Source organism: Pseudoalteromonas sp. 10-33, assembly GCF_001469195.1.
In the GTDB taxonomy this organism is placed as follows: Bacteria; Pseudomonadota; Gammaproteobacteria; order Enterobacterales; family Alteromonadaceae; genus Pseudoalteromonas.
The window spans coordinates 319,807-341,878 of sequence record NZ_LOFI01000023.1 but is presented as its reverse complement, the minus strand read 5'-3'; the positions used below and the strand labels follow the sequence as shown (position 1 = coordinate 341,878).

The following is a 22,072-nucleotide window of genomic DNA, read 5'->3' as shown; positions in this document are numbered from 1 at the left end:
AGGTTATAAAAATAATGTTGGTCTAGTCCCTGCATTTAGTACTCTGAACACTATGTATTTAAGGAGTTACTATGTCAGAGGCCAATATTGTGGATATAACCCCGTTTTTAGCAAAGCATCAACTGCCTTTAAAGTACCAATATTTAAGTGAGCAGTACTTTGTACCCCTTGCACATGACATTCTCGAATCAAAAAAATCATCAACTCCTCTTTTTGTTGGCATTAATGGTTGTCAAGGCTCAGGCAAAACAACCTTAGCTGACTTTTTAGTTACTTGGTTTAGTAACAACACCTCATTAAACACGATTGCGTTATCGATTGACGACTTTTACCTAGGTAAAGAAAGCCGCAAACAACTAGCCGAAGATGTGCATCCTTTGTTTGTAACACGTGGTGTACCGGGCACGCACGACACCGAGCTAATGAACACAACAATATCTAAGCTATTAGCTGGTGAGGTAGGGGTTGTATTACCGCGTTTTAATAAACATCAAGATGACTGCGTCGCAAAGCAAGATTGGATAGCAACCACGGCCCCTATTGATATTGTGATTTTAGAAGGGTGGTGCGTAGGTAGCGAGCCTCAGCCGCTATTTTCTCTCAGTGAGCCACTTAATGAATTAGAGCAATTAAACGACAAAGAAGGTGTGTGGCGTCGGTGTATAAATAGCTGCTTAGCAAACGAATATAAATCTATTTTTAATAAAATAGATTATAAAATTATGCTCAAAGCGCCTAGCTTTTCAGATGTTTATACGTGGCGCAAAGAGCAAGAACAAAAGCTAATAGCTAAAAATGGTGTTGGTGCTGGCACCATGACCGATGAACAATTAGTTTATTTTATTTCCCACTTTGAGCGCATAACGCGTGAAAATTTAAACACATTGAGTCGCAAAGCAAACGCATTGATTGAACTTGACAGCAATCGCGACATAGCAAGCATGCACTTAACAAGTGACGATACGTTACAGCCTATTATTTTTACTGATTTAGACGGTACTTTACTCGATCATACCGATTACAACACAAGTAATGTGAGCGAATTACTTCAGCAGTTACAAAGTGCACACATACCCGTGGTATTTAACACCAGCAAAACATTTTGCGAAGTGGTTGAAATAAAAAATGAGTTAAACATTCAGCAACCTTTTATTGTTGAAAATGGCGCTGCGGTATTTATTCCGCAAAGCTACTTTGAGCTCAAGCCTATAGGTTGTAAAGAAGTCGGTGGTTATTGGTGTTACGCGTTAGCGTCGCCATTATCAAGCTTGTTAAATGATTTAGACTCATTAGATGCGCAATACAAGGCACATTATAAATTATTTAGTGAGTTAAGCAGCGAGCAAATAAGCGAGCTTACAGGTTTAAACAACGCTCAGGCTAGGCGAGCTCAAACCCGTGATTATTCAGACCCTTTATATTGGTATGGTAGTAATGAGTTGCTGAACACTTTTGTAAGTGATGTAACGGCATTAGGCTACGACATAAAAATAGGGGGCCGCTTTATTCATATTGCCAAAAACACAGACAAAAGCGCTGCGCAGCAGTGGTTAGTTAAACAATTTACCCAACATTTTAGAAAGCCTCTCACAGTAATTGCACTCGGTGATAGTGACAACGACAAGCAAATGTTAGAACACGCTGATATCGCCATCATCATCAATAACCCAAGCAGTAAAAAGCCGGTTAAATTATCACATAACAAGGCACGTTATTCTCAATCGCCCGCGCCGCAAGGCTGGATTGAAGAAATAACAACACTGCCAAGCATTAGCAGCATTTTAAATACTATTGAGGAGCAAAAATCACATGGCTGATTTTTATCAAAATGGCATTATTACGACTTTGCATAACATTGCAGACAGACCCATTGAAGCGCTAGAAGAAGAGCTAATAGGCTTTAGTAAACAGCGCCCTATGGGATTAATACTCCCTTCTTTATTTAGCGAATTAGAAGGCCCTGCACTTCAAAATATAATAAAAGAATTAAGAGAAGTGCCGTACTTATCACAAATAACAATTGGTTTAGATCGAGCCGATGAGCAACAGTACCGCCACGCACTCGGCTTTTTTAAAGAGCTGAACCAAAATCATAAAGTGTTATGGAACGATGGCCCGCGCTTGCAAGCACTTGACAAAGAGCTTCAAGAATTAGGTGTTGCTCCACGTGAACTCGGTAAAGGGCGTAACGTTTGGTATTGCATGGGCTATAAGCTTGCAACCGCTGAGGTTGAGTCTATTGCACTTCATGACTGCGATATTTTAACCTACGACAGAAGCTTACTTGCGCGTCTTATTTATCCGGTTGCACATCCGCGCTTTAACTACGAGTTTTGTAAAGGGTTTTACCCGCGTACAGCCAACGGCAAAATTAATGGCCGTGTATCGCGTTTACTAGTGACGCCTTTGTTACGTTCGTTTAAAACAATTTTAGGTAATACAGACTACCTTGAGTACATGGATTCATTTAGATACCCATTAGCGGGTGAGTTTTCGTTTAGACGTGATGTATTAAACGATATTCGTATACCAAGTGACTGGGGGCTTGAAATAGGCGTATTGAGTGAAATGTATCGTAACTATTCGCATAACCGTTTGTGCCAAGTAGATATTGCCGATAATTACGATCATAAGCACCAAGCGCTGTCGCTTGACGACCAAAGCGCTGGCTTGTCTAAAATGTCGATTGATATTACTAAAGCATTATTTAGAAAGCTCGCTACGCAAGGGGTAACGTTTACCAGCGAGACAATTCGTTCATTAAAAGCAACGTACTACCGCATTGGCTTAGATTTTATAGAAACTTACCACAACGATGCGCTTATGAATGGTTTAACACTGGATGTTCACCAAGAAGAAAAAGCCGTAGAAATGTTTGCACAAAACATTATGGAAGCAGGCCAACACTTTTTAGATAATCCAATGGAAGCGCCATTTGTGCCAAGTTGGAACCGTGTAGTGTCGGCTATGCCAGATGTATTTGAGCGTTTAAAAGAAGCGGTAGAACTCGATAACGAAGAATATAGCTAAGTTAAAATAATAAACGGTTAAAGGAGTCGCGTGTGAGTACAGTGAATGAATTATTTTTACAGCGAGTAGAGCAGCATCTACACATTATTTATCAAGATGTTGAGCTGCCATTGTCGATACCAGAGTTTGCACAGCAACTGATAAAAATTATTTTAGGTGACAGTCCTCTTCGCGACCCAACACCCCACACAAACCGGTGGGATGAGCAAGATATTGTACTTATTGCGTATGGTGATTCGATTATCAAACACGATGACGCAGAGTTTGCAGTGTCAAATCCAATTGAAGCGCCGCTTAAAACATTGCACCGATTTATAAAAGAGCAGTGCGATATGCAAATTAACGCACTGCATATTTTACCTTTTTATCCGTATAGCTCAGACGAAGGCTTTGCGGTTATGAACTACGTGCAAGTTAACGAGTCGTTAGGTGATTGGGAAGACATAAAACGCATTGCTAAAGATGTAAAGCTAATGGCTGATTTAGTTATTAACCATTGCTCGAGCCGAAGTGTGTGGTTTGAAAATTTTTTAAATGATTTACACCCTGGCAAAGATTATTTTAAAACCGCTAGTTTAACCGATGATTTAAGCCAAGTTGTTCGTCCACGCACGTCGTCTTTACTCAATACTGTCACAACACCTAGTGGTGAAAAGCATGTATGGTGCACATTTAGCCATGATCAGGTTGATTTTGATTTTGCTAACCCTGAGGTGTTAAAAGAGTTTGTAGGTATTATCCGTCATTATTTAGATAATGGCGTGCGGCTTTTTAGGCTCGATGCTGTGGCATTTTTATGGAAACAACTTAATACAAGTTGTATTAACCTGCCTCAAACCCATGAAGCTGTCAGGCTAATGCGCACACTCATTGAGCATGTAGAGCCAAGTGTGGTGATCATCACTGAAACTAATATTCCAAACCAAGAAAACCTATCTTATTTTGGTAATGCCAATGAAGCGCATGCCATTTATAACTTTGCTTTACCTCCGTTACTGCTGCATACCTTATTAAGTGGCGATAGTACGGCACTTAAGCATTGGATGATGAGTATGCCACCGGCTCAAAACGGTACCGCATACTTTAACTTTATTGCATCGCATGATGGTATAGGGCTTAGGCCAATTGAAGGGTTGTTGCAACCAACAGAGGTGGCGTCATTGGTAAGTACGACCATGCAGTTTGGTGGCCGGGTTTCAATGCGAACCAGTAACGATGGTACTCACACACCGTATGAGTTAAATATTGCATTATTTGATGCAATGCAAGGGACGCATAATGGGCCTGATAAATTTGGCTTTGAGCGTTTTATGTGCGCACATGCGATTATGTTTGCGCTTGAGGGAATACCGGGCTTATACATTCATAGTTTACTTGCCACAACCAATGATTATGAACGTTTTGAAAACTCGCAACACAATAGGGCCATTAACCGCCACCGTTGGCAAGAGTCAAAACTATTAGCCGCAATTGGCGAAAAATACAGCCACCACCACAAAGTGTTTTCCGGAATTAAAAATTTGTTAGGTGTACGTAAAAAACAAAGTGCCTTTCACCCTAATGCCACTCAGTTTACGTTGCATCTTTCTGGAGGATTATTTGGCTTTTGGCGCCAGAGTATAGACCGCAGACAAAGTATTTTTTGTGTATTTAATATTAGCGATAAACCGCAAACGCTTTTATTGGCTGACTTAAATTTAATTAATACTCAGCAGTGGTTTGACTTAGTGTCGGGAAAAACAATAGAGGAAGGGCAGTTAACTATTGAGCTTGAACCTTATCAATGTGTTTGGCTAAGTAATATAAAATAACAAATAGGCCAGGCAATCGTTGTCTGGCCTATTATTGTTTACTTTAAATGGTCTTAAAGCTTGTAAGAGAAGCTAACATAACCAAAGCGGCCAATGTTATCGTAGCTTGCACTGCCTGCACCTGTACCACGTGTACCGTATGGTAACTCACGGTTAAATAGATTATCTACACCTACTTTAACGCCAACACCACTATCAAAGCTGTAACCTACGGTCATATCGGTGATAAAGTATTTACCGTAGTTCATGTTGCTATTAGGGTTTGAGTTTTGAGCAAGTTCAACGTTTGTGTATAAGTCGACCTCGTCAATAAAGCGTGTTTCAACAGTACTGAAAAAGCGGTCAATTGAGTAGCTTACAGATAAGTTGGCTTGCCATTTAGCTTCGCCAGATGTACCTGCTGCTTCAATAAAGTTGCTTGGATCATCTTGGAATGGATAGTCTTTACGTTCGATTAAGTAAGTACCAATTAAACGCGTTTTAAAACTCCCTTCAAGGGCGTCAAAATCGTAACCTAATTCAAAATCAACACCAGACGCTTTTTGACCCGCCACGTTTAATACAGAGTTTTGGATTAATGAAATCTCGCTGTTTGTATCGCGCGTAATTAAATTACAGTACTGGTTATTGATGCCTGTAGTACTGTCTACACAGCGGTCAAGAATATCTTGCGCGCTGATTGTATCAATGGCGTCTTCAAGTTTAATTTCCCAGTAATCGATAGTTAATACTGCGTTTTCAATAAACTCTGGTTGGTAAACAATACCTACCGTTGTACTTGTAGATTCTTCACCTTTTACGTCACGGTTACCGCTTGTTAAGCCATTTAAAGACGCTGAATCGTAGTCTGAGTTAAAATCATTTGCTACACCTAATGCAGCACAATTAGCACGACGGGTAGTGCTGTTTGACAAGTCGTTTAGGTTTTCTGCACGGCATGGGTCGTCAACTGTGTAGAAAGTTTGGCTAGGTGCGCCAAACACTTCACCAATATTCGGTGCTCTAAGGGCAGCAGATTGCGTTACACGCACGCGTAACTCGTCGTTTACCGTCCAATCTAAACCAAGCTTCCAGCTGGTTGCATCACCAATGGTGCTGTAATCTGCGTGGCGTACTGCGGTATCAAAAACTAAGTCTTGAATAAGCGGTAAGTCAGTTAAGATAGGCATTGAAGCTTCAAAAAACACTTCGCGTACATTAAATGAGCCTTTATCTTCGCCAAGCGCGTTAAAGAACGTACCTTCTGCGTTATCCGGCTCGTTCGTTTCGCTTTCTTCTTTGCGATACTCTGCACCAAAAGCAATACCCACATAACCGGCTGGTAGCTCAAAAATAGCGCCGTTTGCAAGCGAAGCTGAAACAACAGTTTGCTCAATGGTAGAGTCGCCAATAGACACTGTGTTTATGTAATCAATGGCTTGTTGGCTTGGTGCGCCAAATCCCATAATATTAACAGGTACACAGCCATCAGCTTGCGCCTCTGCGCTACGACACACAATATTACCATTTGCATCTTCAACGGCATCAAGCGCATTAAAGTAGTTAGCTAAAATCATGTTAGCGCCGTTTTCGCGCTCTAATTCTGTTTTACCGTATACGATTGACGTGTCTAGTTCCCAATCTTCAAATACAGTACCTTGTAAGCCTGTAACAAAACGTGTTGTTTCACGTGTGTTGTTTTCAATGCGTCGGCCTAAGTCAGTCATCATACGATTTACCATGATTGACTCAACACCTTCTTCTTCCATACGGGCTTTGATACTTGGGTCTAGATACGGGTTATCTAGCTTAATGCTATTGTCGCTATCAAAAAAGAAAAACGCAGGTTGGCCTATGCTCTCGCCTTGGCTATTTACGTATTTAGCGTCGAAGTATGCATTTAAATCATCAGTCACATCGTAATTAACTTTAAAGTTTACGTTGTAACGCTCAAACTCAGGTTGTATTTCTTCAAATTGGCCTAAGTTAAAAAAGTCACAGTTAGCACATGACAGGCCGTCAACATTGTCGCCAATGTATAGATCGCGTGCTGTGCTATCAGGGTTAAAGCTATTCGTGTAACCGTTTTCTAATGCATAAACACCCGCGTTGTTAATCGCGTAGTAGCCGGCATTAGGTGTAAGTATTTTGTCAGGGAAATCTGCGCTGTCTTTATTTTCATCGGTTTGAGCCTGATTACGTAAGCTTCTGAACGATGTGCTTGTCCATGGGTGGTCTAAAGCATTTAACGACTCTTGTGAAGAGTACTCTACTGCAAAAGCGGCATTCCCTCGGTCATCATTAAAGTTTGAACCATATGAAAAAGTCGCTTTTTTGTTGTTATAGCTATTTAGATCGGCAAAGCCTCGGGTCAGGCTTACATCTAAGCCTTCAATATTATCTTTTAATATAAAGTTTACTACACCCGTTACAGCATCAGCACCATATACGGCAGATGCGCCACCAGTAATAATTTCAACGCGTTCAATCCATACACTTGGTATTGTATTGGTATCAACAGATTGTGAACCCGCAGAACTTGATACGTGGCGCTTACCGTTCACAAGTACAAGTGTACGGTCTGTTCCCATATTACGTAAATCAAGAATGTTTAAACCTGCAGTACCTATAAAGCGACCAGAATTAGCCATTGAGTAAGTACTACCCAGTGCAGGGAGATTGTTTAATGCTTCACCAATATTAACGGCGCCACTATTTATTAGTTGATCGCCAGTAATTACTGTTACGGGAGCCGGTGCTATAGCGCCTTCACGTAATATGCGAGAGCCGGTTACTTCAACGCGCTCTATTTTTTTGCTATCTGCTCTTCTTGAGCGAATACTGTGCTACTCGCTGTTGCAGCAGCGGTTAGTAGTGCACATTTTATGCTATTAGAAATTAAAGAATAATGTTTCATGTGTTCCCTGATGGGTTTTTGTTTTAAAAATGTTTATCAACGCTGCTATTAATAGACAACGTTGTTATCACATTTAGCTAAAGAATTATCGATTATTACATGCTAATAAATAAGAATAAACCCTCTGCAGGCCTTGCTATTGTTAACTTTTCTTGTTTGATTAATTTTGTTTATGTTGTTTTATTTTGTAAATTTTGTTTAAGTTTTGCTGATAAATAGATCGCTATTTACTATTTTATTTACCTTCTTTAGTTATGCTATTTACATTGGGTGAGTAAAATTAAATTTAACGTCGTATTTTTGATCTTTTTGTTGTTTATTTCGGCTGGTGGATGCAAGAGTAAATTTTAGTAATGGCTTCTGTTTTAGCTTACTAAATAAGCTTAAATGTAAGATAAATGTGTGCTTTTGAATGTTTAATGACCATGTGTTTTAACGGCGCTATTTAAAAAAATTTTTAGGTTGAGTAAATTTCATTATCCAGTGACTTAAATGATGCTTATTTGTTGTGATTGTGTGCTAATTTATTTTTTACTAATTAAATGTAAACCCCCTTTACAGTATTAAGTCGTTGTTGCTTCGTTACTTTAAACTCTTTACTTGATACAATTAACAGACTTAAAAATATAGGGTTTTTCATGAAATATTGTTACTTCGTTATTATTTTATTATTGAGCACATTAAGTAATGCAAGCGAGCCTGTAGACCTAGAGTTAAATATGAAAAACACGGGTCTTGCATATAAAAAGGCAGTGCAAGCTACTCAGCTTACAGATTTTAATGCAGCAATTGACGAGTTTATTAACCTGGTTGAAGTAAGTAAAACAGCCAAGTTTTATCAAGAACCTGAAAAATCTGTGCAAGGTCTTGATAAAGTGCTCTCTCAGGCAAAGCTTGCTAAAAAAGTGGCAAACGAACAAGGCTTAGCAGCAGCGAAAGTACCACTAAAAAGTATTGATAATTTACGTAAAAAGTATCATAAACTACATGAGCCTCCCGGCTTTTTTGAATTATTGTTTGGAAAGTAAGGAACAATTATGGAAATTTCAGTTTCATTATTAGATGGCCAAAAGCAAAGCGCAAAATTTGGTGATTTAGAAGTAATTAGCGATCAAAGTATTGCTGCCGGTGGTGGTGCAGAGCACCCAGAACCATTTGATTATTTTTTAGTAAGCATGGTGTTGTGCGCCGGGTTTTATGCCCGCAAATTTTGTGAGCAACGTGATATTTCTACAGAGGGAATGACACTTACACAAAATAATGAAAATGTAGATGAGAACGGTAAAAAACTATTTTCTATCGAAATTAACTTACCTGATGGTTTTCCTCAAAAGTACAAAAAAGCACTTATTGCAGCAGTGAATACGTGTACGGTAAAAAAAGTAATTCAAGCCGCGCCTGAGTTTTCTGTCGTAGTAAAATAAAGTGTTAACAGGTAGCACTTAAAGTGTTGCCTGTTTTATTAAAAATTTACCTCTTGCGCTTTTGGTTCAAAAGTTAGCAAATTTACCAATGCCTTTATTATAAATCCTCGCGCCATAGCCATTTCTTATTTTGTTTCTAGTTTGATGATTACTCGTAATATCTGCGATTTTTTGCTTTAAACCGTAAATTTGTTGACTATTTAAACAAACAAATCAAAAAATAATCACTTAGATCAAAAATACTGGCTATTCATTTTTAGGCTGTTATAACTATAAATAATATAATAAAAATAGTTAAACAATATATACAGTAGATACTGAGGTAATTTATGAGCGACGCAATACAACAAGAACAAATAGATCAAGGGGTAATGGAAACCCTAAGAGAGCGCGACCATAGTGCCTTAGCACAGCAAGTTAACCATCTTGCATGCAACCACAACGATATTATTGAGTTGCTGGCTCACTATATGGCGTTGAGTGAGCAAGATAATGACGAATTATTTGATGATTGGTACGATAATTTGTCAAAAGAACAACTCACAGTCCTAAAAGTTTTTGAGGTATACAGAGGCCAATACGAACACCAGAATTAATTCTGTACTATTGTAAGTATGTTTAAAAGTATTTTTATATGGCTGCTAATTTAGTTAAAAGTGAATACAAATTAACTTTTAATAGCTTAGCGACAACATTGATTAGTTACTTGTGATAAAGGCGTATTTTAACGTGCTAAATTCAGAAACAATAAAATCTAGAAATAACGTAAAAATAATTGGTAGCGGCCCCAAAACATTATTATTCGGACATGGTTTTGGTTGTGACCAAAACATGTGGCGTTTTTTAACCCCTTATTTAGATGCGCAATTTAGGATTGTGCTTTTCGATTATGTGGGGTCAGGTAATTCGGATATATCTCAATACGACAAACAGCGATACAAGAAACTAGAAGGTTATGCATTAGATGTTATAGAAGTATGTACTACTTTGGAATTATCTGATGTTGTATTTGTTGGTCATTCTGTCAGTAGTATGATTGGCGCGTTAGCTGCTTTTGAAAGGCCTGATTTAATTAGTAAGTTAATTATGGTATGCCCATCGCCTTGCTTTTTAAATTTCCCCCCAGATTACCAAGGTGGATTTGATAAAGAAGACTTGCAAGAATTATTAAGCTTAATGGATAAAAATTATATCGGTTGGGCTGATTACCTTGCACCTTTAGTTGTAGGTAATGCTAACTCGGCTGAGTTGATTGGCGAGCTTTCAGGTAGTTTTTGTTCTACCGATCCTGTTATAGCCAAAAATTTCGCAGAGGCGACGTTTTTTTCTGACTATCGTTTTCTATTAAAGAAAATAAAACAACCTACATTAATTTTGCAAAGCCAAGATGATGCTTTGGCGGATGTATCTGTTGGTGAGTACGTCAAACAAGAGATAGAAACCAGCTCGCTCATTGTTATAAACGCCCAAGGTCATTGTTTACAAATGACTCATCCCGAGATTGTAAGTGAATCTATTATTAATTACATACAGTAATTGGTGTGAGTAAATTCAACCCAAACAATGTACCACCAACAACTTATTCAGTTGACTGCTTTCTATGCGGTGCTTTAATAACTGACTCTAAAAATACAATTGTTTACGTAAACAACTATTTTGAAAGCCACTTACTTTGGAAGCCGGACGAGTTAGTGGGTCAAAATATAAATAAAATTTTGACAAAATCGTCAAGAATTTTTTTTCAAAGCTACCTTATTCCCACCGTACTTCATGAGAAAAAGTCTGAAGAAATGCAGTTGATCATTTTTAATGGGCAAGGGCGAAAAACCCCGATGACTATTAACGCGCAGATAAATGAAGAGGGATTGGTGTTCTGGAGTTTGTTTAATGCAACTAAGCAAGACCAGCTTTACGATGAGTTGATAAAAACACGAGAAAAGTTAGAAGAGCAAGCTGAAAAACTAAAGTCTTTAGCAGCAACCGATGAGCTAACAGGCTTATTAAACAGAAGAGAAATGAATTACCGAAGTGGGTTGTTATTGGACCAATCGTTAAGGTCAAAGCAAACAATTGCGTTACTTGTTATAGATATAGATGACTTTAAAATAATTAACGATACTTTTGGTCATTTAGAAGGTGACCGAGTTTTAAAAGAACTTGGGCAAGTACTTAAAAACTTTGGTCGTCAAACAGATTTAATCTCGCGTTATGGCGGGGAAGAGTTTTTAATCATGCTCCCCGACACTGACAAAAAAGGTGCTGTGCTATTTTGTAATAGGCTGCATACACTCATTGCAACGGTTTTAGTGAATGATAACCCTGTCACTGTGAGTATTGGTTTGACTATAAGTAACAATACTAAGTCATTCCTTGATTTATTTACACAAGCCGATAATGCAGTGTATGAAGCCAAAGCACGTGGTAAAAATAGAACGCAGCTATATGGCGACAAGGGTAACCTTTAATAGCTACTTTAGTTGTCGCACGTATTCTTAATAAGTGAATTGCTGGGTTGCCAAATCCGATCCCATATTTTATCAATATCATTAAAGCTCGGTCTTTGACTAAACTTTTCAAAACTAGCAACACTTACTCCGTTTGAGTTTATTTTACCCACTTTAAAATTAAATACATACTGGCATTCCATCCCCATACGTAAATCCGAAAGCACCACGTTATTTTGTTGTTCATGTACTGAATAAAACCCTTTGGTAAACCATTGCAATCGTTTTACACCCCATTCATTTTTAATGTCATTTAATAACGCAGGGGTTGTGTTGTAAGCGTGTAAAGTGACTTCACTTGGTTTATCGAATACAGATGCATAGCCTTCATAATATTGCCCATCAGACATAGCAACAAAACGCCACAGCAATGTAGTAAGAGGGGCTGGCGTACTTATATACTGATCAACTGCTATATTTTGTGCACTAAGTGCAGTTTGTGCTTTATCGTCAATTATGACTTTTAAAATGAGTGATGAGCATAAATACAGTGAGCTTAATCCAAGCGCGATACTATTTATTTTGTAAGCGGTGCTTGATGATACTTTAGGAAGAAACGTGCACACCACCCCCAACAGTAATGGAAGTGTATAGAGGGGGTCGATAATAAACATATTTGATAACGCAAACGGATGCTCGGTAAATGGCCACATTAGTTGCGTACCATATACCGTAAAACTATCCAGTAATGCGTGAGTTGATAAACACAAAAACACCAACCAAAACCATCTCATTTTATAGGTTTGCATGCCGGTATGTATTTTTAAGATAAGCCACACAATAAGTGGACTTATTAACAAGTGAATAAAAAAAGAGTGGCTAAAACCTCGATGATAAGTGAATGACTCTACAGGCCCGCCATAAGGCAAAAACACATCTAAGTCAGGTAAGGTACCAAGAGCCGCGCCCCACAACACGGCTTTACGGCCAATTTTATTCCCTAGAACGGCGTAGCCCACAGCACTGCCTAACACCACCTGCGTTAACGAGTCCATATTATTCCTTATTGTTTATGATGTTGTTTATACTGAGAAACCATTAAAAAACGTCACTTATAGTTTAAGCTTAGGTTTTATAAAATCTAAAAATGCCAAAATGCGCGACGACACGGCACTGTTTTTGTAATAAACAGCTTGTATGTCCTCACGATGGTTTGGCGTTTTAATACTCTTTGGTAAAACAGTCACTAACCGGCCTGTTTTTAGATCGTCGGTAACCATAAAATGCGAAAGTAATGCAACGCCTTGGTTTGCAATACAGAGTTGCCTAATTGTTTCGCCGCTACTTGCTGAGATCCCAAATGAGAGCTTTAAGGGGATGTTAATTGGCCAATTATTGAGGCTAGGTGAGTCGGTAAAACCGATGAGTTTATGATGCCTCAAATCGCTTGCTTGAGAGAGCTTTGGTGCCTTTTTTAAATATTCAGGGCTTGCAACCAAATGTAATTCACTCGTGCCTAGTTTTCTAGCATGTAGGTTTGAATCTTTTAAATCACCAATACGTATAGCTAAGTCAGTTTTATGTTCTAGTAAATCAATAATGCTGTCATGGGAGGTTATATCCAGTGTGATCTGCGGATATTGCTGAGTAAATTGCTCGATTAAAGGTACCAGTTGATGCAAAACAAATGGGCTTGCAGCATCTACCCTAAGTTTACCACTTGGAGATTGTTTTAAGAGTTTGATTGCCTCCTCACCTGTTTGCAAAGTATTTAAGCCGTCACGCGCATATTTAATAAAAGTATGGCCCTCTTCTGTAAGTTCTAATCTGCGTGTCGTTCTGTTTAATAAAGTGCACTGCAGTGCATTTTCAAGGCGAGATACAGCACGCGACACCTTAGCTACTTGTTGATCAAGTAAATTAGCTGCTGCTGAAAAGCTTCCGCTATCAACAACCGTAATAAAAATTTCTAAGTCTTCAGTTTTGGCATGTTGTGACATAAACCCCTCGATTACCTTTGCATTTACTACAAAAGTATTTTGTCATTATTGCTGTTTTTTGCAAACACATTTTTAGTCAAACTACACGCCTTAATAAATAATGAGGATAAAATTATGCCATTGGCTTTGTGGGCGCTTACCTTAAGCGCATTTGCAATAGGAACAACCGAGTTTGTAATAGTAGGCTTAGTACCTACCATTGCGAACGACTTAGGTGTGAGCTTGCCTTCAGCAGGTTTGTTAGTGAGTTTATATGCAGTAGGTGTGGCTATTGGCGCGCCCGTGTTAACAGCATTAACTGGGCGATGGAACCGTAAAATTGTATTAATAAGCTTAATGGGCTTATTTGTAGTAGGTAACTTACTTGCTTGGCAAGCGCCTAGTTATGAAACACTCATACTGGCTCGCATACTAACAGGCCTAGCTCACGGTGTGTTTTTTTCAATTGGCTCTATGATTGCCACAAGCTTAGTAAGTAAAGACAAAGAAGCCAGTGCTATCGCGATTATGTTTACAGGCCTTACCGGTGCACTTGTAACGGGTGTGCCGTTAGGCACTTGGATTGGCCAACACTTTGGTTGGCGTGCAACGTTTTTAGTGGTATCGCTGTTGGGTTTAATTGCTTTGCTAGGAAGCGCTATTTTAGTGCCTAAGAATTTAAAACAGTCTATCCCGGCTACGTTTAAAGAGCAGCTTCAGGTTATTGTTAAGCCGCGCTTATTGCTCGTATATTTAATGACAATTTTAGGATACGGCGGCACGTTCACTGCGTTTACTTACTTAGCACCTATTTTAGAGCAACAAACTGGCTTTGCCCCCTCAGCTATTAGTTTAATAATGCTGGTTTATGGTGTGTCGGTAGCGGTTGGTAATATATGGGGTGGAAAATTGGCTGATAAACGCGGCCCAATTAGCGCACTGAGTATTATATTTAGCGCGTTAACAATTATTTTATTGGCTTTTACCTTTACCATGGAATCAAAAGTAGCCGCAGTACTAACTATTTTAATATGGGGTGCATTTGCATTTGGTAACGTACCAGGCTTACAGCTTTATGTTGTAAAGCAGGCGCAAAAGCATACTCCTAATGCTGTGGATGTTGCATCGGGCTTAAACATAGCGGCGTTTAATATTGGTATAGCACTGGGCTCAATTATTGGTGGTAGTGTAGTGGAGGGCATGTCGCTTCAAGATACCGCTTGGATTGGCGCAGCAATATCCGCTTTAGCATTAATTGTAACCCGTTACAGTGGCATGCTTGATAAGCGGGAAATTCAGCGCGTATAAAGTGTAAGCTGTTAAGGTTGAAACTTAAATTAATGGCCTCATTACCTGTATTGAGGTCATCATAGATTTTTAAGTGACGACACAAAAGAAGTAAAAGGTGTATTTTGTAAAGCTTTAAAAGAGCTTGTTTTTAACCGATTATTTTATAAGGATAGAGCCATGACACAACGTGTAATTGAAATGCCAGATTTAGGTATGGGAACATTCCGTTTAGAAGGCGACACCGCCTACAATTCAGTAAAAATGGCGTTAGAAGTAGGATTTCGTCATATCGATACAGCGCAAATTTATGGTAACGAAGAGCAAGTAGGCCAAGCCATAAAAGACAGCAACATCCCGCGTAGCGAAATATTTTTAACCACTAAGGTGTGGAACAATAAGCTCAATAAAACCGACTTTATTGCCAGTGTAAAAAAATCGCTTGAAAAGCTACAAGTAGAGTCTGTTGATTTACTACTTATTCACTGGCCATCACCAGCAAATGATGAACCAATGAGCGAATACCTTACTGAACTTTTAAAAGCTAAACAGCTTGGTTTAACTAAACACATTGGTGTATCAAACTTCACTATTGCAAATTTAAACGAAGCAATGCAAACGCTCGACTCGCGTGAAATTTTTACCAATCAGGTTGAGGTTCACCCATACTTAACTAATACTAAATTGCGCGCATTTTGTGCTCAGCACGATATACACGTAACAGCGTATATGCCATTTGTAGTAGGCAAAGTACTTAAAGATGAAACGATTATTGATATTGCCAATAAGCATAATGCGTCGCCAGCGCAAGTGGTTATTGCATGGGTAAACGCCAATGGCATGACAACGATCCCCTCATCTACCAAGCGTAAAAACTTAGAAGATAACTTTAACGATCATGTTAAATTAGATGATGAGGACATTGCCCGTATTGACGGCCTTGATTGCGGCGACCGCCAAGCGACGCCAGATTTTGCGCCGCAATGGGATCAGTAATAAAATACGCAACACGATATTAGGTGCAGAAAAACTGCACCTTTATTTCTTAAAAGGACTCAGCATGTTAACGGTAATCGCCACTATTTCGAGTGAAAATATGGATGCAGATGTTGTATTGACCGCACTCGAAAACCTACAAAAGTACTCGCGCCAAGAAGTAGGCTGCCTACGCTATGAGTTATCGGTTAAAAGTGGTGCGCAGCAAACGACTTATTTAGTAAGTGAGCAGTGGGCAACTGATGAGCATTTTGAAGCGCATTAAAACGAGCCGCATTTTAAAGCATTTGGCACACAAATAACGGGCTTAGTAACCAGCAGTAATATTGATGTATATAAATCAATTGGCTAAGCATAACTAATTGATTCAATGAATTTAAACGGCGGCGTTAATCTACCTCGCACTTTAAGGTTTTATATTACCTTGCTAAGCTATAGCTTTTGCTATTTTTATTTTATGGATAAGTCGTACTTTAAAATAAGCGCATCTATGTAGCGGGCGCGAAGGGTTTGCTGTTTTTCGTGTTCAGCCCCGTGGCCTAATGCTTTATTTAACAGCTTCATTGCGGGATGTAGTTGTGTACGCTCTTGTTGATTTAAGGTTGCTTTAGTGCGCAGCTCAGTGATGTCGTCTACCAATAGGCGGCCAATATCTACACATACTATTTCATCAATTAACCCGTTTTGTGTAAGCACACCATATTTACTACATAAAAACTGCTGCCATACTTGTTGTAGGTGTTCTTCTATTTCACAACCGAACAATTCTTCGTTAAAGATAAAGCCTTGCTGAGCAAGCTTAGTAAGGCTTGCTGTGTATTGCTGCGCAAAATAATTAAAGGCATTACTTGATGATTCAATTTTTTGTTTAATTAGCCCTTGCCCCCAATTTACACAACCGCGCGGGTAATAGTCATCGTACTCTTCACACTCATACAATCCAGAATACGAACTGCAACTTAGTTGACTTTTTATGCAATAGCTTGGTTTAGGAAATACGCTGTGTTGCTGCCATGTATCTAGCTGCTCGGCGTCAATATTTAAAGCATGGCAAAGCTCATCAGTATTATAAAAATGAGTGGCTAAGTAGTTAGATAAACGCATAAAGGCTCGCTTAAAGTTAAAAACAAAATTACTGTTTATATATACAGTGTTTGTATTTTGTATTATCAAACTAAATAACACAAGCCATTTTACGTTTATTATTAGCTTAGGCCTGCAAAAATGCGTGCAAGTATGTTACAAATAGCGCAAGTTTTATAAATAATGAATTTTTATGCGCACCCTAGAACAAATTAAACAAGCAAGCTTAATTACCGCTATTAAAACCCCGTACTCAGCCAATGGTGAAATAGACCTAGCAAAGTACGATGAACTCGTTGAAATACAAATAACAGCGGGAGTCGATGGCATTGTGGTTGGTGGTACAACCGGCGAAGGCCAGTTGATGAACTGGGAAGAGCATTTAATGCTTATTGCGCATAGTGCAAACAAGTATGGCAATAAGCTACTGATTGTAGGTAATACAGGCAGTAATAATACGCGTGAAGCAATAAAAGCCACTAAATATGGATTTGCAAGCGGCATGCATGCAGCGCTGCAAATTAACCCGTATTATGGCCGTACGTCTATAGCTGGTGTTAACGAGCACTTTAAACGAGTACTTGATATAGGCCCTGCGTTTATTTACAACGTAGCAGGGCGTACTGGGCAAGACTTAACGCCTGATATTATTGAGCCATTAGCAAAACACCCTAACCTAATTGGTATAAAAGAATGTGGCGGCAATGAACGTATTGCCCATTACGAGCAGCAGGGAATTGCATGTTGGTCAGGCAATGATGACGAAGCCCACGATGCGCGCCATGTACACAAAGCACACGGTGTTATTTCGGTTACCTCTAATCTTATTCCTAGGTTGTTCCGCCAATTAATGGATACTAAAAATGATGCGCTAAATACCTCATTACAACCTTTAATGAACTGGCTGTTCTGCGAGCCAAATCCGATTGCAATTAACACCGCAATGATGATGACAGGCGCAGTAAATCCCGTATTTAGATTACCGTATTTGCCACTGAGTGAAGAGCAGCAACAAATAGGGTTGCCACTTATTAATCAGTTAAATGAAGCCGATGTAGTTGGTGGCAAGGCTAGTTTACTTAACAGCGATGAAGTATTAACTCTCTCATAATTAAGGTATTAGGCTAAAAGTGAAGCGTAAATAATTTCACTTTTGGCCTTTTTTATTGCCAGTAATAATTTAATTTAAGTTTCCAGTTTGTTAGGTTTGAATGTTTGTAACTAACGCGGATATCAAAATTTTGATTTATAGGAATTGATATTTCAGCTTGGGTTGATGACTTCTCATTATTTTCTAATATAAATTGTTCGTGAGAAGCTCTTAATTTAATATCTGAGTATAGTGTTGTTATTAAGCCTAGTTCTAACGATGCATCATAAATATTATCTGTAGCAGCAAGATCTCCAATATACCCGTTAGCAAGCGTAAAGATCAGGGTTTTATTATTATTGGTCAGATAAGATTTACCTATTCCACCCATTACAAACGTGTTTGTGCAGCTTTGGCAAAGTGTATTCTGCCTTTCAAAACCAGCATTGATTTTCCATGAAAGGTTATTCTCTTTTGGCCATTTAACATAGGCTGGTGAAAATGACTCTAAATCCAGTAAGTGCAGTTTATCTAGATACAAATTAGAGTTTAAGATAGAGACTTCAGTATCAACCATTTCTAAATTGGAAAACGCAATGCGTGCAACATCTGACGCTAAAGAGTCAAAATAACTGAGTCTAAATCCCAAACCAAAGTTGTGTTGTTTGTTTACCTGAGTTGAAGAAACAGACATATTTGATGGTTTTTGTCCTTTATGAGGCGCTTGCTGGGTATATGATGAAACGTGCACTTCATTGCCAATTGGGAGCGTTAAACGCGTTTTAATTAGTGCTTTTTTTAAGCTTTTAATATGGTCAATATTGTGTTTTTTTATTTGCTGTAATTGGGCTAGCTCAAATAATGTTTCAATAATTCGCTTTTTACTTTTTATATTGAGTGAGATGAAATCATCTTGCTCAAGAAATTCAGGTGTTTTGTATATTTGCTCTGCAATGGTTGATTCTTTGCTAGTCAGCTTTTTCATATACTCAATAAAAACAGTACTTCGAGATGGCGTAAAGCGTACCTCTTGAACCAGCTTTTTATTGTTATAAGTAGCCTGATTTAACTTTGAAAAAACAGTTGTTGGGATCATCCATGGCGAGCTGTTATTTGTTAACTGCTCTCCTATAACAAGCTCTATTAGTTGCGCAATATGAAACGCGCAGTTTTCATCAGCAAAATAGTAATCGAATTGCGCACCGAGTATTTCCCATAAATGATTAGCAATAAACTTTGTATCGTCATTTTTTAAGGCAAGCTTATATTCCCAAAGATCTCTGAGTTCTATTTCACCGTAATTATGTTGATGACGGTAAAATAATTGATCCGAAAACCCTGCTTTATAACCGCCAAACAAGCCTTTTGTTATATAAACTAGACCATTTTCGTTATCCGGTACATGAGCACCATAATTTATGCTGTAATCGAGTAATTTATTATTTTTGGCCGATGACCGATTTAGTTTTAACAACAAATGCCCATAAAGTGATGCCGGATTACTCATATAACCAGATGCAAATATTAGGCTTATAGAATGTATAGGTTGCACATCTCGCCATTGTTCTAGTTCAATACAGGAGGTCTTAGGCTGCGTAAATGTTAACCCTTGTTTTTGTAGCCAGGTGTATCGTGCAGGATATTTACATTGTGTTAGTGGGTCTTTGTTAAAATTTTGCACTGTCGCTTTTAGCTCTTCAAAAGGGCTTGTTGCTCCGCGAGAAGATATAAAAAATGATGTGTTTGTAATATAGCTTTCATTAAACGCTGGTTTTTTGTAATGGCCTAAACTTAACCACGTGGGATGTTGAGCTAATTGTTTTAATGTTGCAGATGCTTGAAGATTAAACGAAGCAATAAAAAAGATAAAAATTATAAAAGAATAAATTTTCATAAATACCCAACGGGCTTGGGGTAGAAAAGGCTAAAAGGGCTAAAATTAGCCCTTTTATATATTATATTGCAGAACAGTTAGCTGAGAACTGGCTAGCAATATTGCTTTCAACAAGTGTGTAAAGAGCCTGAGCATCGTTTACAGTTGTTTGAGCAAAATCATTACGTATCGTTGAGATCATTTGAGAATGAGCTGAGCTATCACACCCACGTACATTTAGCATTGCTGAGATGTACTCGCCTTCACCTTGTGCAATTTCTTGCTCTAGGATTGGGAATGTTTGTTGTATAAATTGTGCAGTTTTAACGTTTGCACCTTTACAGCTTTCTACAGATGAAACATTTGAAGAAACAGCAGTTGTTCCTAAATCCCAAATAACATTTGAGATAGCAGCGGCTGTGCCATTATCAGGAAAAACCATTGCACCAATACCACATTGCTGCCATGGGTTAACATCTGCTTGCGCTGGTGTTACTACGAAAGCGCTTGCTAATACTGCTGCAGCTAAACATCTTTTTATCATTATTAAATCCTTATTTATATGTCCCTCAAATGGGGCTTGAATTCTATACATAAGAAAGCTTAAGAGCAATAACCCGTTTTAAAAAATTAATAATAAGTATATTTTGTAAATTTTATGGGGTAAATATTTTCGATAAGTGAGGCTCTGAACACTTTGTAAGAGAAACTATTGATTTATTGGTAAGCAATTTTAATAAAACAAAATATTTAAATAGTAATATTGTTTAAAACTAACTGTTGGCTCATTTTTGCTGTATAATTTGCGACCCTTGATAATGTGGCCGTAGGTTATACAGCATGAATTTTAAATCTTTTAGTTTCGCACCTGAAATCATCCAGGCATTAGACGAACTTAACTATCACACTCTTACGCCCATTCAGCGCGCAGCTATTCCAGCTGTTCGAAAAGGTAAAGACGTTTTAGCCAGTGCACAAACTGGTACCGGCAAAACTGCCGCGTTTGCTTTACCTGTTATTCAAAAATTAATTGAGTCAGACTTAAGTACAACCAACGCACCTAGTGCACTGGTATTAGCGCCTACACGCGAATTAGCAGAGCAAATAGCCAATAACTGTAAAGAGTATGCAAAGCACACCTCGCTAAAAGTAGTGAGTTTATTTGGTGGGGTGAATACTACAGGTCAAGAAAACGCATTAAAAGCAGGTGTTGATATTGTTGTGGCAACTCCGGGTCGTTTATTAGATCACATTCGCCTAGGTAACTTAAGCTTAGCGAATGTAAAGCATTTAGTATTAGATGAAGCTGACCGCATGCTTGATATGGGCTTTATCACAGACATGCAAACTGTGATCAAAAGCTGTGCAGTTGATCGTCAAATTTTATTGTTTTCGGCTACCTTCCCAGCTGCTATTAAACAGTTTGCCTCTAAAGTACTTAAGCAACCAGAAATTGTACGTGTTGACCAAACTAACAGTACAGCAAGTACCGTTCAGCACGTTGTGTACCCAGTCGAAGAGCGCCGTAAGCAAGAACTTCTTTCAGAGCTGATTGGTAAAAAGAACTGGCAGCAAGTGCTTGTGTTTGTAAATATGAAAGAAACAGCTGACGAGCTTGTTAAAGAGCTTAACCTTGATGGTATTCCTGCAACAGTTTGCCATGGCGATAAGTCACAAGGTAACCGACGCCGAGCTTTACGTGAATTTAAAGAAGGTAAAGTGCGTGTGCTAGTGGCCACTGAAGTTGCCGCCCGTGGTATTGATATTGATGGATTACCCCGTGTAATTAATATTGATTTACCTTGGCTTGCTGAAGATTACGTTCACCGTATTGGTCGTACAGGCCGTGCTGGTAACCAAGGTCAGGCAATATCGTTTGTAAGCCGTGAAGAAGAAAATACGCTATTTGAAATAGAAACATTAATTGGTCAAAAAATTAAGCGTATTTACTTCGAAGGCTATGAAGTAAGTAACCGTGAAGTACTTATTGATAAAATAGGTAAAAAACCCGCTCATTTACGCCGTACTCGTTCTAATAAACTATCAGGACAGGCAACGGGTGAAGCTCGCGCAGTAAACCGTTCGCGTATATCTAACGTGCGTAAAAGCTTAAAAGGTGCAAAGCTGTCACTCAAGAAATAACAGCTAATATGAGAATT

Annotated in this window: 17 protein-coding genes and 2 pseudogenes; 13 read left to right on the top strand and 6 right to left on the bottom strand. The window is 38.6% G+C overall.

The features are described from left to right. The first annotated feature begins 71 nt into the window (after window positions 1–71). The 3 genes from ATS76_RS12350 to ATS76_RS12340 are packed head-to-tail and all read left to right on the top strand — an operon-like array spanning window position 72 to window position 4,841. A complete protein-coding gene (locus tag ATS76_RS12350) occupies window positions 72–1,817 on the top strand; it encodes an HAD-IIB family hydrolase (RefSeq protein ID WP_058552379.1) in 1,746 nt (581 codons plus the stop codon). Next, the gene (locus tag ATS76_RS12345) at window positions 1,810–3,030 is read left to right on the top strand and encodes a hypothetical protein (RefSeq protein WP_058552378.1); all 1,221 of its coding nucleotides are present in this window, start codon (window positions 1,810–1,812) and stop codon (window positions 3,028–3,030) included. The genes ATS76_RS12350 and ATS76_RS12345 overlap by 8 nt, the downstream gene beginning before the upstream one ends. Before the next feature lie 32 nt (window positions 3,031–3,062). After that, window positions 3,063–4,841 (top strand): sugar phosphorylase, encoded by a 1,779-nt coding sequence (locus ATS76_RS12340; protein WP_058552377.1) that lies wholly within the window; start codon window positions 3,063–3,065, stop codon window positions 4,839–4,841. Window positions 4,842–4,894: 53 nt separating this feature from the next. Here the strand turns inward: ATS76_RS12340 and ATS76_RS12335 are convergent. Further along, a pseudogene (locus tag ATS76_RS12335) lies at window positions 4,895–7,737 on the bottom strand (TonB-dependent receptor domain-containing protein). A 638-nt stretch (window positions 7,738–8,375) separates the two neighbouring features. On the opposite strand from ATS76_RS12335, the gene ATS76_RS12330 reads away from it, so the two are divergent. The 5 genes from ATS76_RS12330 (at window position 8,376) to ATS76_RS12310 (ending at window position 11,626) form a co-directional block, all read left to right on the top strand. Further along, the gene (locus tag ATS76_RS12330; protein ID WP_058404205.1) at window positions 8,376–8,765 is read left to right on the top strand and encodes a cytochrome b562; all 390 of its coding nucleotides are present in this window, start codon (window positions 8,376–8,378) and stop codon (window positions 8,763–8,765) included. Between the two features lie 9 nt (window positions 8,766–8,774). After that, window positions 8,775–9,161, top strand: a complete 387-nt coding sequence (locus ATS76_RS12325) for an OsmC family protein (RefSeq protein WP_058552376.1) — start codon at window positions 8,775–8,777, stop codon at window positions 9,159–9,161. A gap of 329 nt (window positions 9,162–9,490) precedes the next feature. After that, window positions 9,491–9,757 (top strand): hypothetical protein, encoded by a 267-nt coding sequence (locus ATS76_RS12320; protein ID WP_058552375.1) that lies wholly within the window; start codon window positions 9,491–9,493, stop codon window positions 9,755–9,757. A gap of 133 nt (window positions 9,758–9,890) precedes the next feature. Further along, entirely contained in the window at window positions 9,891–10,697 is an 807-nt protein-coding gene (locus ATS76_RS12315) for an alpha/beta fold hydrolase (protein WP_058552374.1), read from the top strand. A gap of 5 nt (window positions 10,698–10,702) precedes the next feature. Beyond that, window positions 10,703–11,626 carry a diguanylate cyclase gene (locus ATS76_RS12310; RefSeq protein WP_082664347.1) on the top strand — a complete coding sequence of 308 codons (924 nt, stop codon included), beginning with the start codon at window positions 10,703–10,705 and terminating at the stop codon, window positions 11,624–11,626. A gap of 8 nt (window positions 11,627–11,634) precedes the next feature. On the opposite strand, the gene ATS76_RS12305 is transcribed toward ATS76_RS12310, so the two are convergent. After that, entirely contained in the window at window positions 11,635–12,660 is a 1,026-nt protein-coding gene (locus ATS76_RS12305; RefSeq protein ID WP_058552372.1) for a metal-dependent hydrolase, read from the bottom strand. Between the two features lie 57 nt (window positions 12,661–12,717). After that, window positions 12,718–13,605 (bottom strand): LysR family transcriptional regulator, encoded by an 888-nt coding sequence (locus ATS76_RS12300; RefSeq protein WP_058552371.1) that lies wholly within the window; start codon window positions 13,603–13,605, stop codon window positions 12,718–12,720. Window positions 13,606–13,719: 114 nt separating this feature from the next. Between ATS76_RS12300 and ATS76_RS12295 the strand changes: the two genes are divergently transcribed. The 3 genes and pseudogenes from ATS76_RS12295 to ATS76_RS12285 all read left to right on the top strand — a co-directional run bounded on the left by ATS76_RS12295 (window position 13,720) and on the right by ATS76_RS12285 (window position 16,219). Next, complete coding sequence (locus ATS76_RS12295; protein WP_058552370.1) at window positions 13,720–14,892, top strand: MFS transporter; 1,173 nt, start codon at window positions 13,720–13,722, stop codon at window positions 14,890–14,892. A 159-nt stretch (window positions 14,893–15,051) separates the two neighbouring features. After that, window positions 15,052–15,867, top strand: a complete 816-nt coding sequence (dkgB, locus tag ATS76_RS12290) for a 2,5-didehydrogluconate reductase DkgB (RefSeq protein ID WP_058552369.1) — start codon at window positions 15,052–15,054, stop codon at window positions 15,865–15,867. A gap of 64 nt (window positions 15,868–15,931) precedes the next feature. Continuing rightward, a pseudogene (locus ATS76_RS12285) lies at window positions 15,932–16,219 on the top strand (putative quinol monooxygenase). Between the two features lie 98 nt (window positions 16,220–16,317). Here the strand turns inward: ATS76_RS12285 and ATS76_RS12280 are convergent. Further along, entirely contained in the window at window positions 16,318–16,971 is a 654-nt protein-coding gene (locus tag ATS76_RS12280; protein ID WP_058552368.1) for a DUF6058 family natural product biosynthesis protein, read from the bottom strand. Between the two features lie 172 nt (window positions 16,972–17,143). On the opposite strand from ATS76_RS12280, the gene dapA reads away from it, so the two are divergent. Next, window positions 17,144–18,061 carry a 4-hydroxy-tetrahydrodipicolinate synthase gene (gene dapA / locus ATS76_RS12275; protein WP_058552367.1) on the top strand — a complete coding sequence of 306 codons (918 nt, stop codon included), beginning with the start codon at window positions 17,144–17,146 and terminating at the stop codon, window positions 18,059–18,061. 52 nt (window positions 18,062–18,113) lie between these two features. Here dapA and ATS76_RS12270 read toward each other — a convergent pair whose 3' ends face one another. Both ATS76_RS12270 and ATS76_RS12265 read right to left on the bottom strand, forming a co-directional pair. Continuing rightward, on the bottom strand, window positions 18,114–19,934 hold the full coding sequence (locus ATS76_RS12270; protein ID WP_058552366.1) for an Lnb N-terminal periplasmic domain-containing protein: 1,821 nt from the start codon (window positions 19,932–19,934) through the stop codon (window positions 18,114–18,116). A gap of 61 nt (window positions 19,935–19,995) precedes the next feature. Continuing rightward, window positions 19,996–20,457, bottom strand: a complete 462-nt coding sequence (locus ATS76_RS12265) for a DUF3015 family protein (protein ID WP_058552365.1) — start codon at window positions 20,455–20,457, stop codon at window positions 19,996–19,998. Between the two features lie 296 nt (window positions 20,458–20,753). Between ATS76_RS12265 and ATS76_RS12260 the strand changes: the two genes are divergently transcribed. Beyond that, window positions 20,754–22,055 carry a DEAD/DEAH box helicase gene (locus ATS76_RS12260; RefSeq protein WP_058552364.1) on the top strand — a complete coding sequence of 434 codons (1,302 nt, stop codon included), beginning with the start codon at window positions 20,754–20,756 and terminating at the stop codon, window positions 22,053–22,055. The last annotated feature ends 17 nt before the right edge of the window (window positions 22,056–22,072 follow it).

Excerpts from the sequence above, each read along its gene's own strand:
- ATS76_RS12350 (WP_058552379.1), top strand. The coding sequence starts at position 72 with ATGTCAGAGGCCAATATTGTGGATATAACCCCGTTTTTAGCAAAGCAT.
- ATS76_RS12345 (WP_058552378.1), top strand. The coding sequence starts at position 1,810 with ATGGCTGATTTTTATCAAAATGGCATTATTACGACTTTGCATAACATT.
- ATS76_RS12330 (WP_058404205.1), top strand. The coding sequence starts at position 8,376 with ATGAAATATTGTTACTTCGTTATTATTTTATTATTGAGCACATTAAGT.
- ATS76_RS12325 (WP_058552376.1), top strand. The coding sequence starts at position 8,775 with ATGGAAATTTCAGTTTCATTATTAGATGGCCAAAAGCAAAGCGCAAAA.
- ATS76_RS12320 (WP_058552375.1), top strand. The coding sequence starts at position 9,491 with ATGAGCGACGCAATACAACAAGAACAAATAGATCAAGGGGTAATGGAA.
- ATS76_RS12305 (WP_058552372.1), bottom strand. The coding sequence starts at position 12,660 with ATGGACTCGTTAACGCAGGTGGTGTTAGGCAGTGCTGTGGGCTACGCC.
- ATS76_RS12300 (WP_058552371.1), bottom strand. The coding sequence starts at position 13,605 with ATGTCACAACATGCCAAAACTGAAGACTTAGAAATTTTTATTACGGTT.
- ATS76_RS12295 (WP_058552370.1), top strand. The coding sequence starts at position 13,720 with ATGCCATTGGCTTTGTGGGCGCTTACCTTAAGCGCATTTGCAATAGGA.
- dkgB (WP_058552369.1), top strand. The coding sequence starts at position 15,052 with ATGACACAACGTGTAATTGAAATGCCAGATTTAGGTATGGGAACATTC.
- ATS76_RS12280 (WP_058552368.1), bottom strand. The coding sequence starts at position 16,971 with ATGCGTTTATCTAACTACTTAGCCACTCATTTTTATAATACTGATGAG.
- dapA (WP_058552367.1), top strand. The coding sequence starts at position 17,144 with ATGCGCACCCTAGAACAAATTAAACAAGCAAGCTTAATTACCGCTATT.
- ATS76_RS12270 (WP_058552366.1), bottom strand. The coding sequence starts at position 19,934 with ATGAAAATTTATTCTTTTATAATTTTTATCTTTTTTATTGCTTCGTTT.
- ATS76_RS12265 (WP_058552365.1), bottom strand. The coding sequence starts at position 20,457 with ATGATAAAAAGATGTTTAGCTGCAGCAGTATTAGCAAGCGCTTTCGTA.
- ATS76_RS12260 (WP_058552364.1), top strand. The coding sequence starts at position 20,754 with ATGAATTTTAAATCTTTTAGTTTCGCACCTGAAATCATCCAGGCATTA.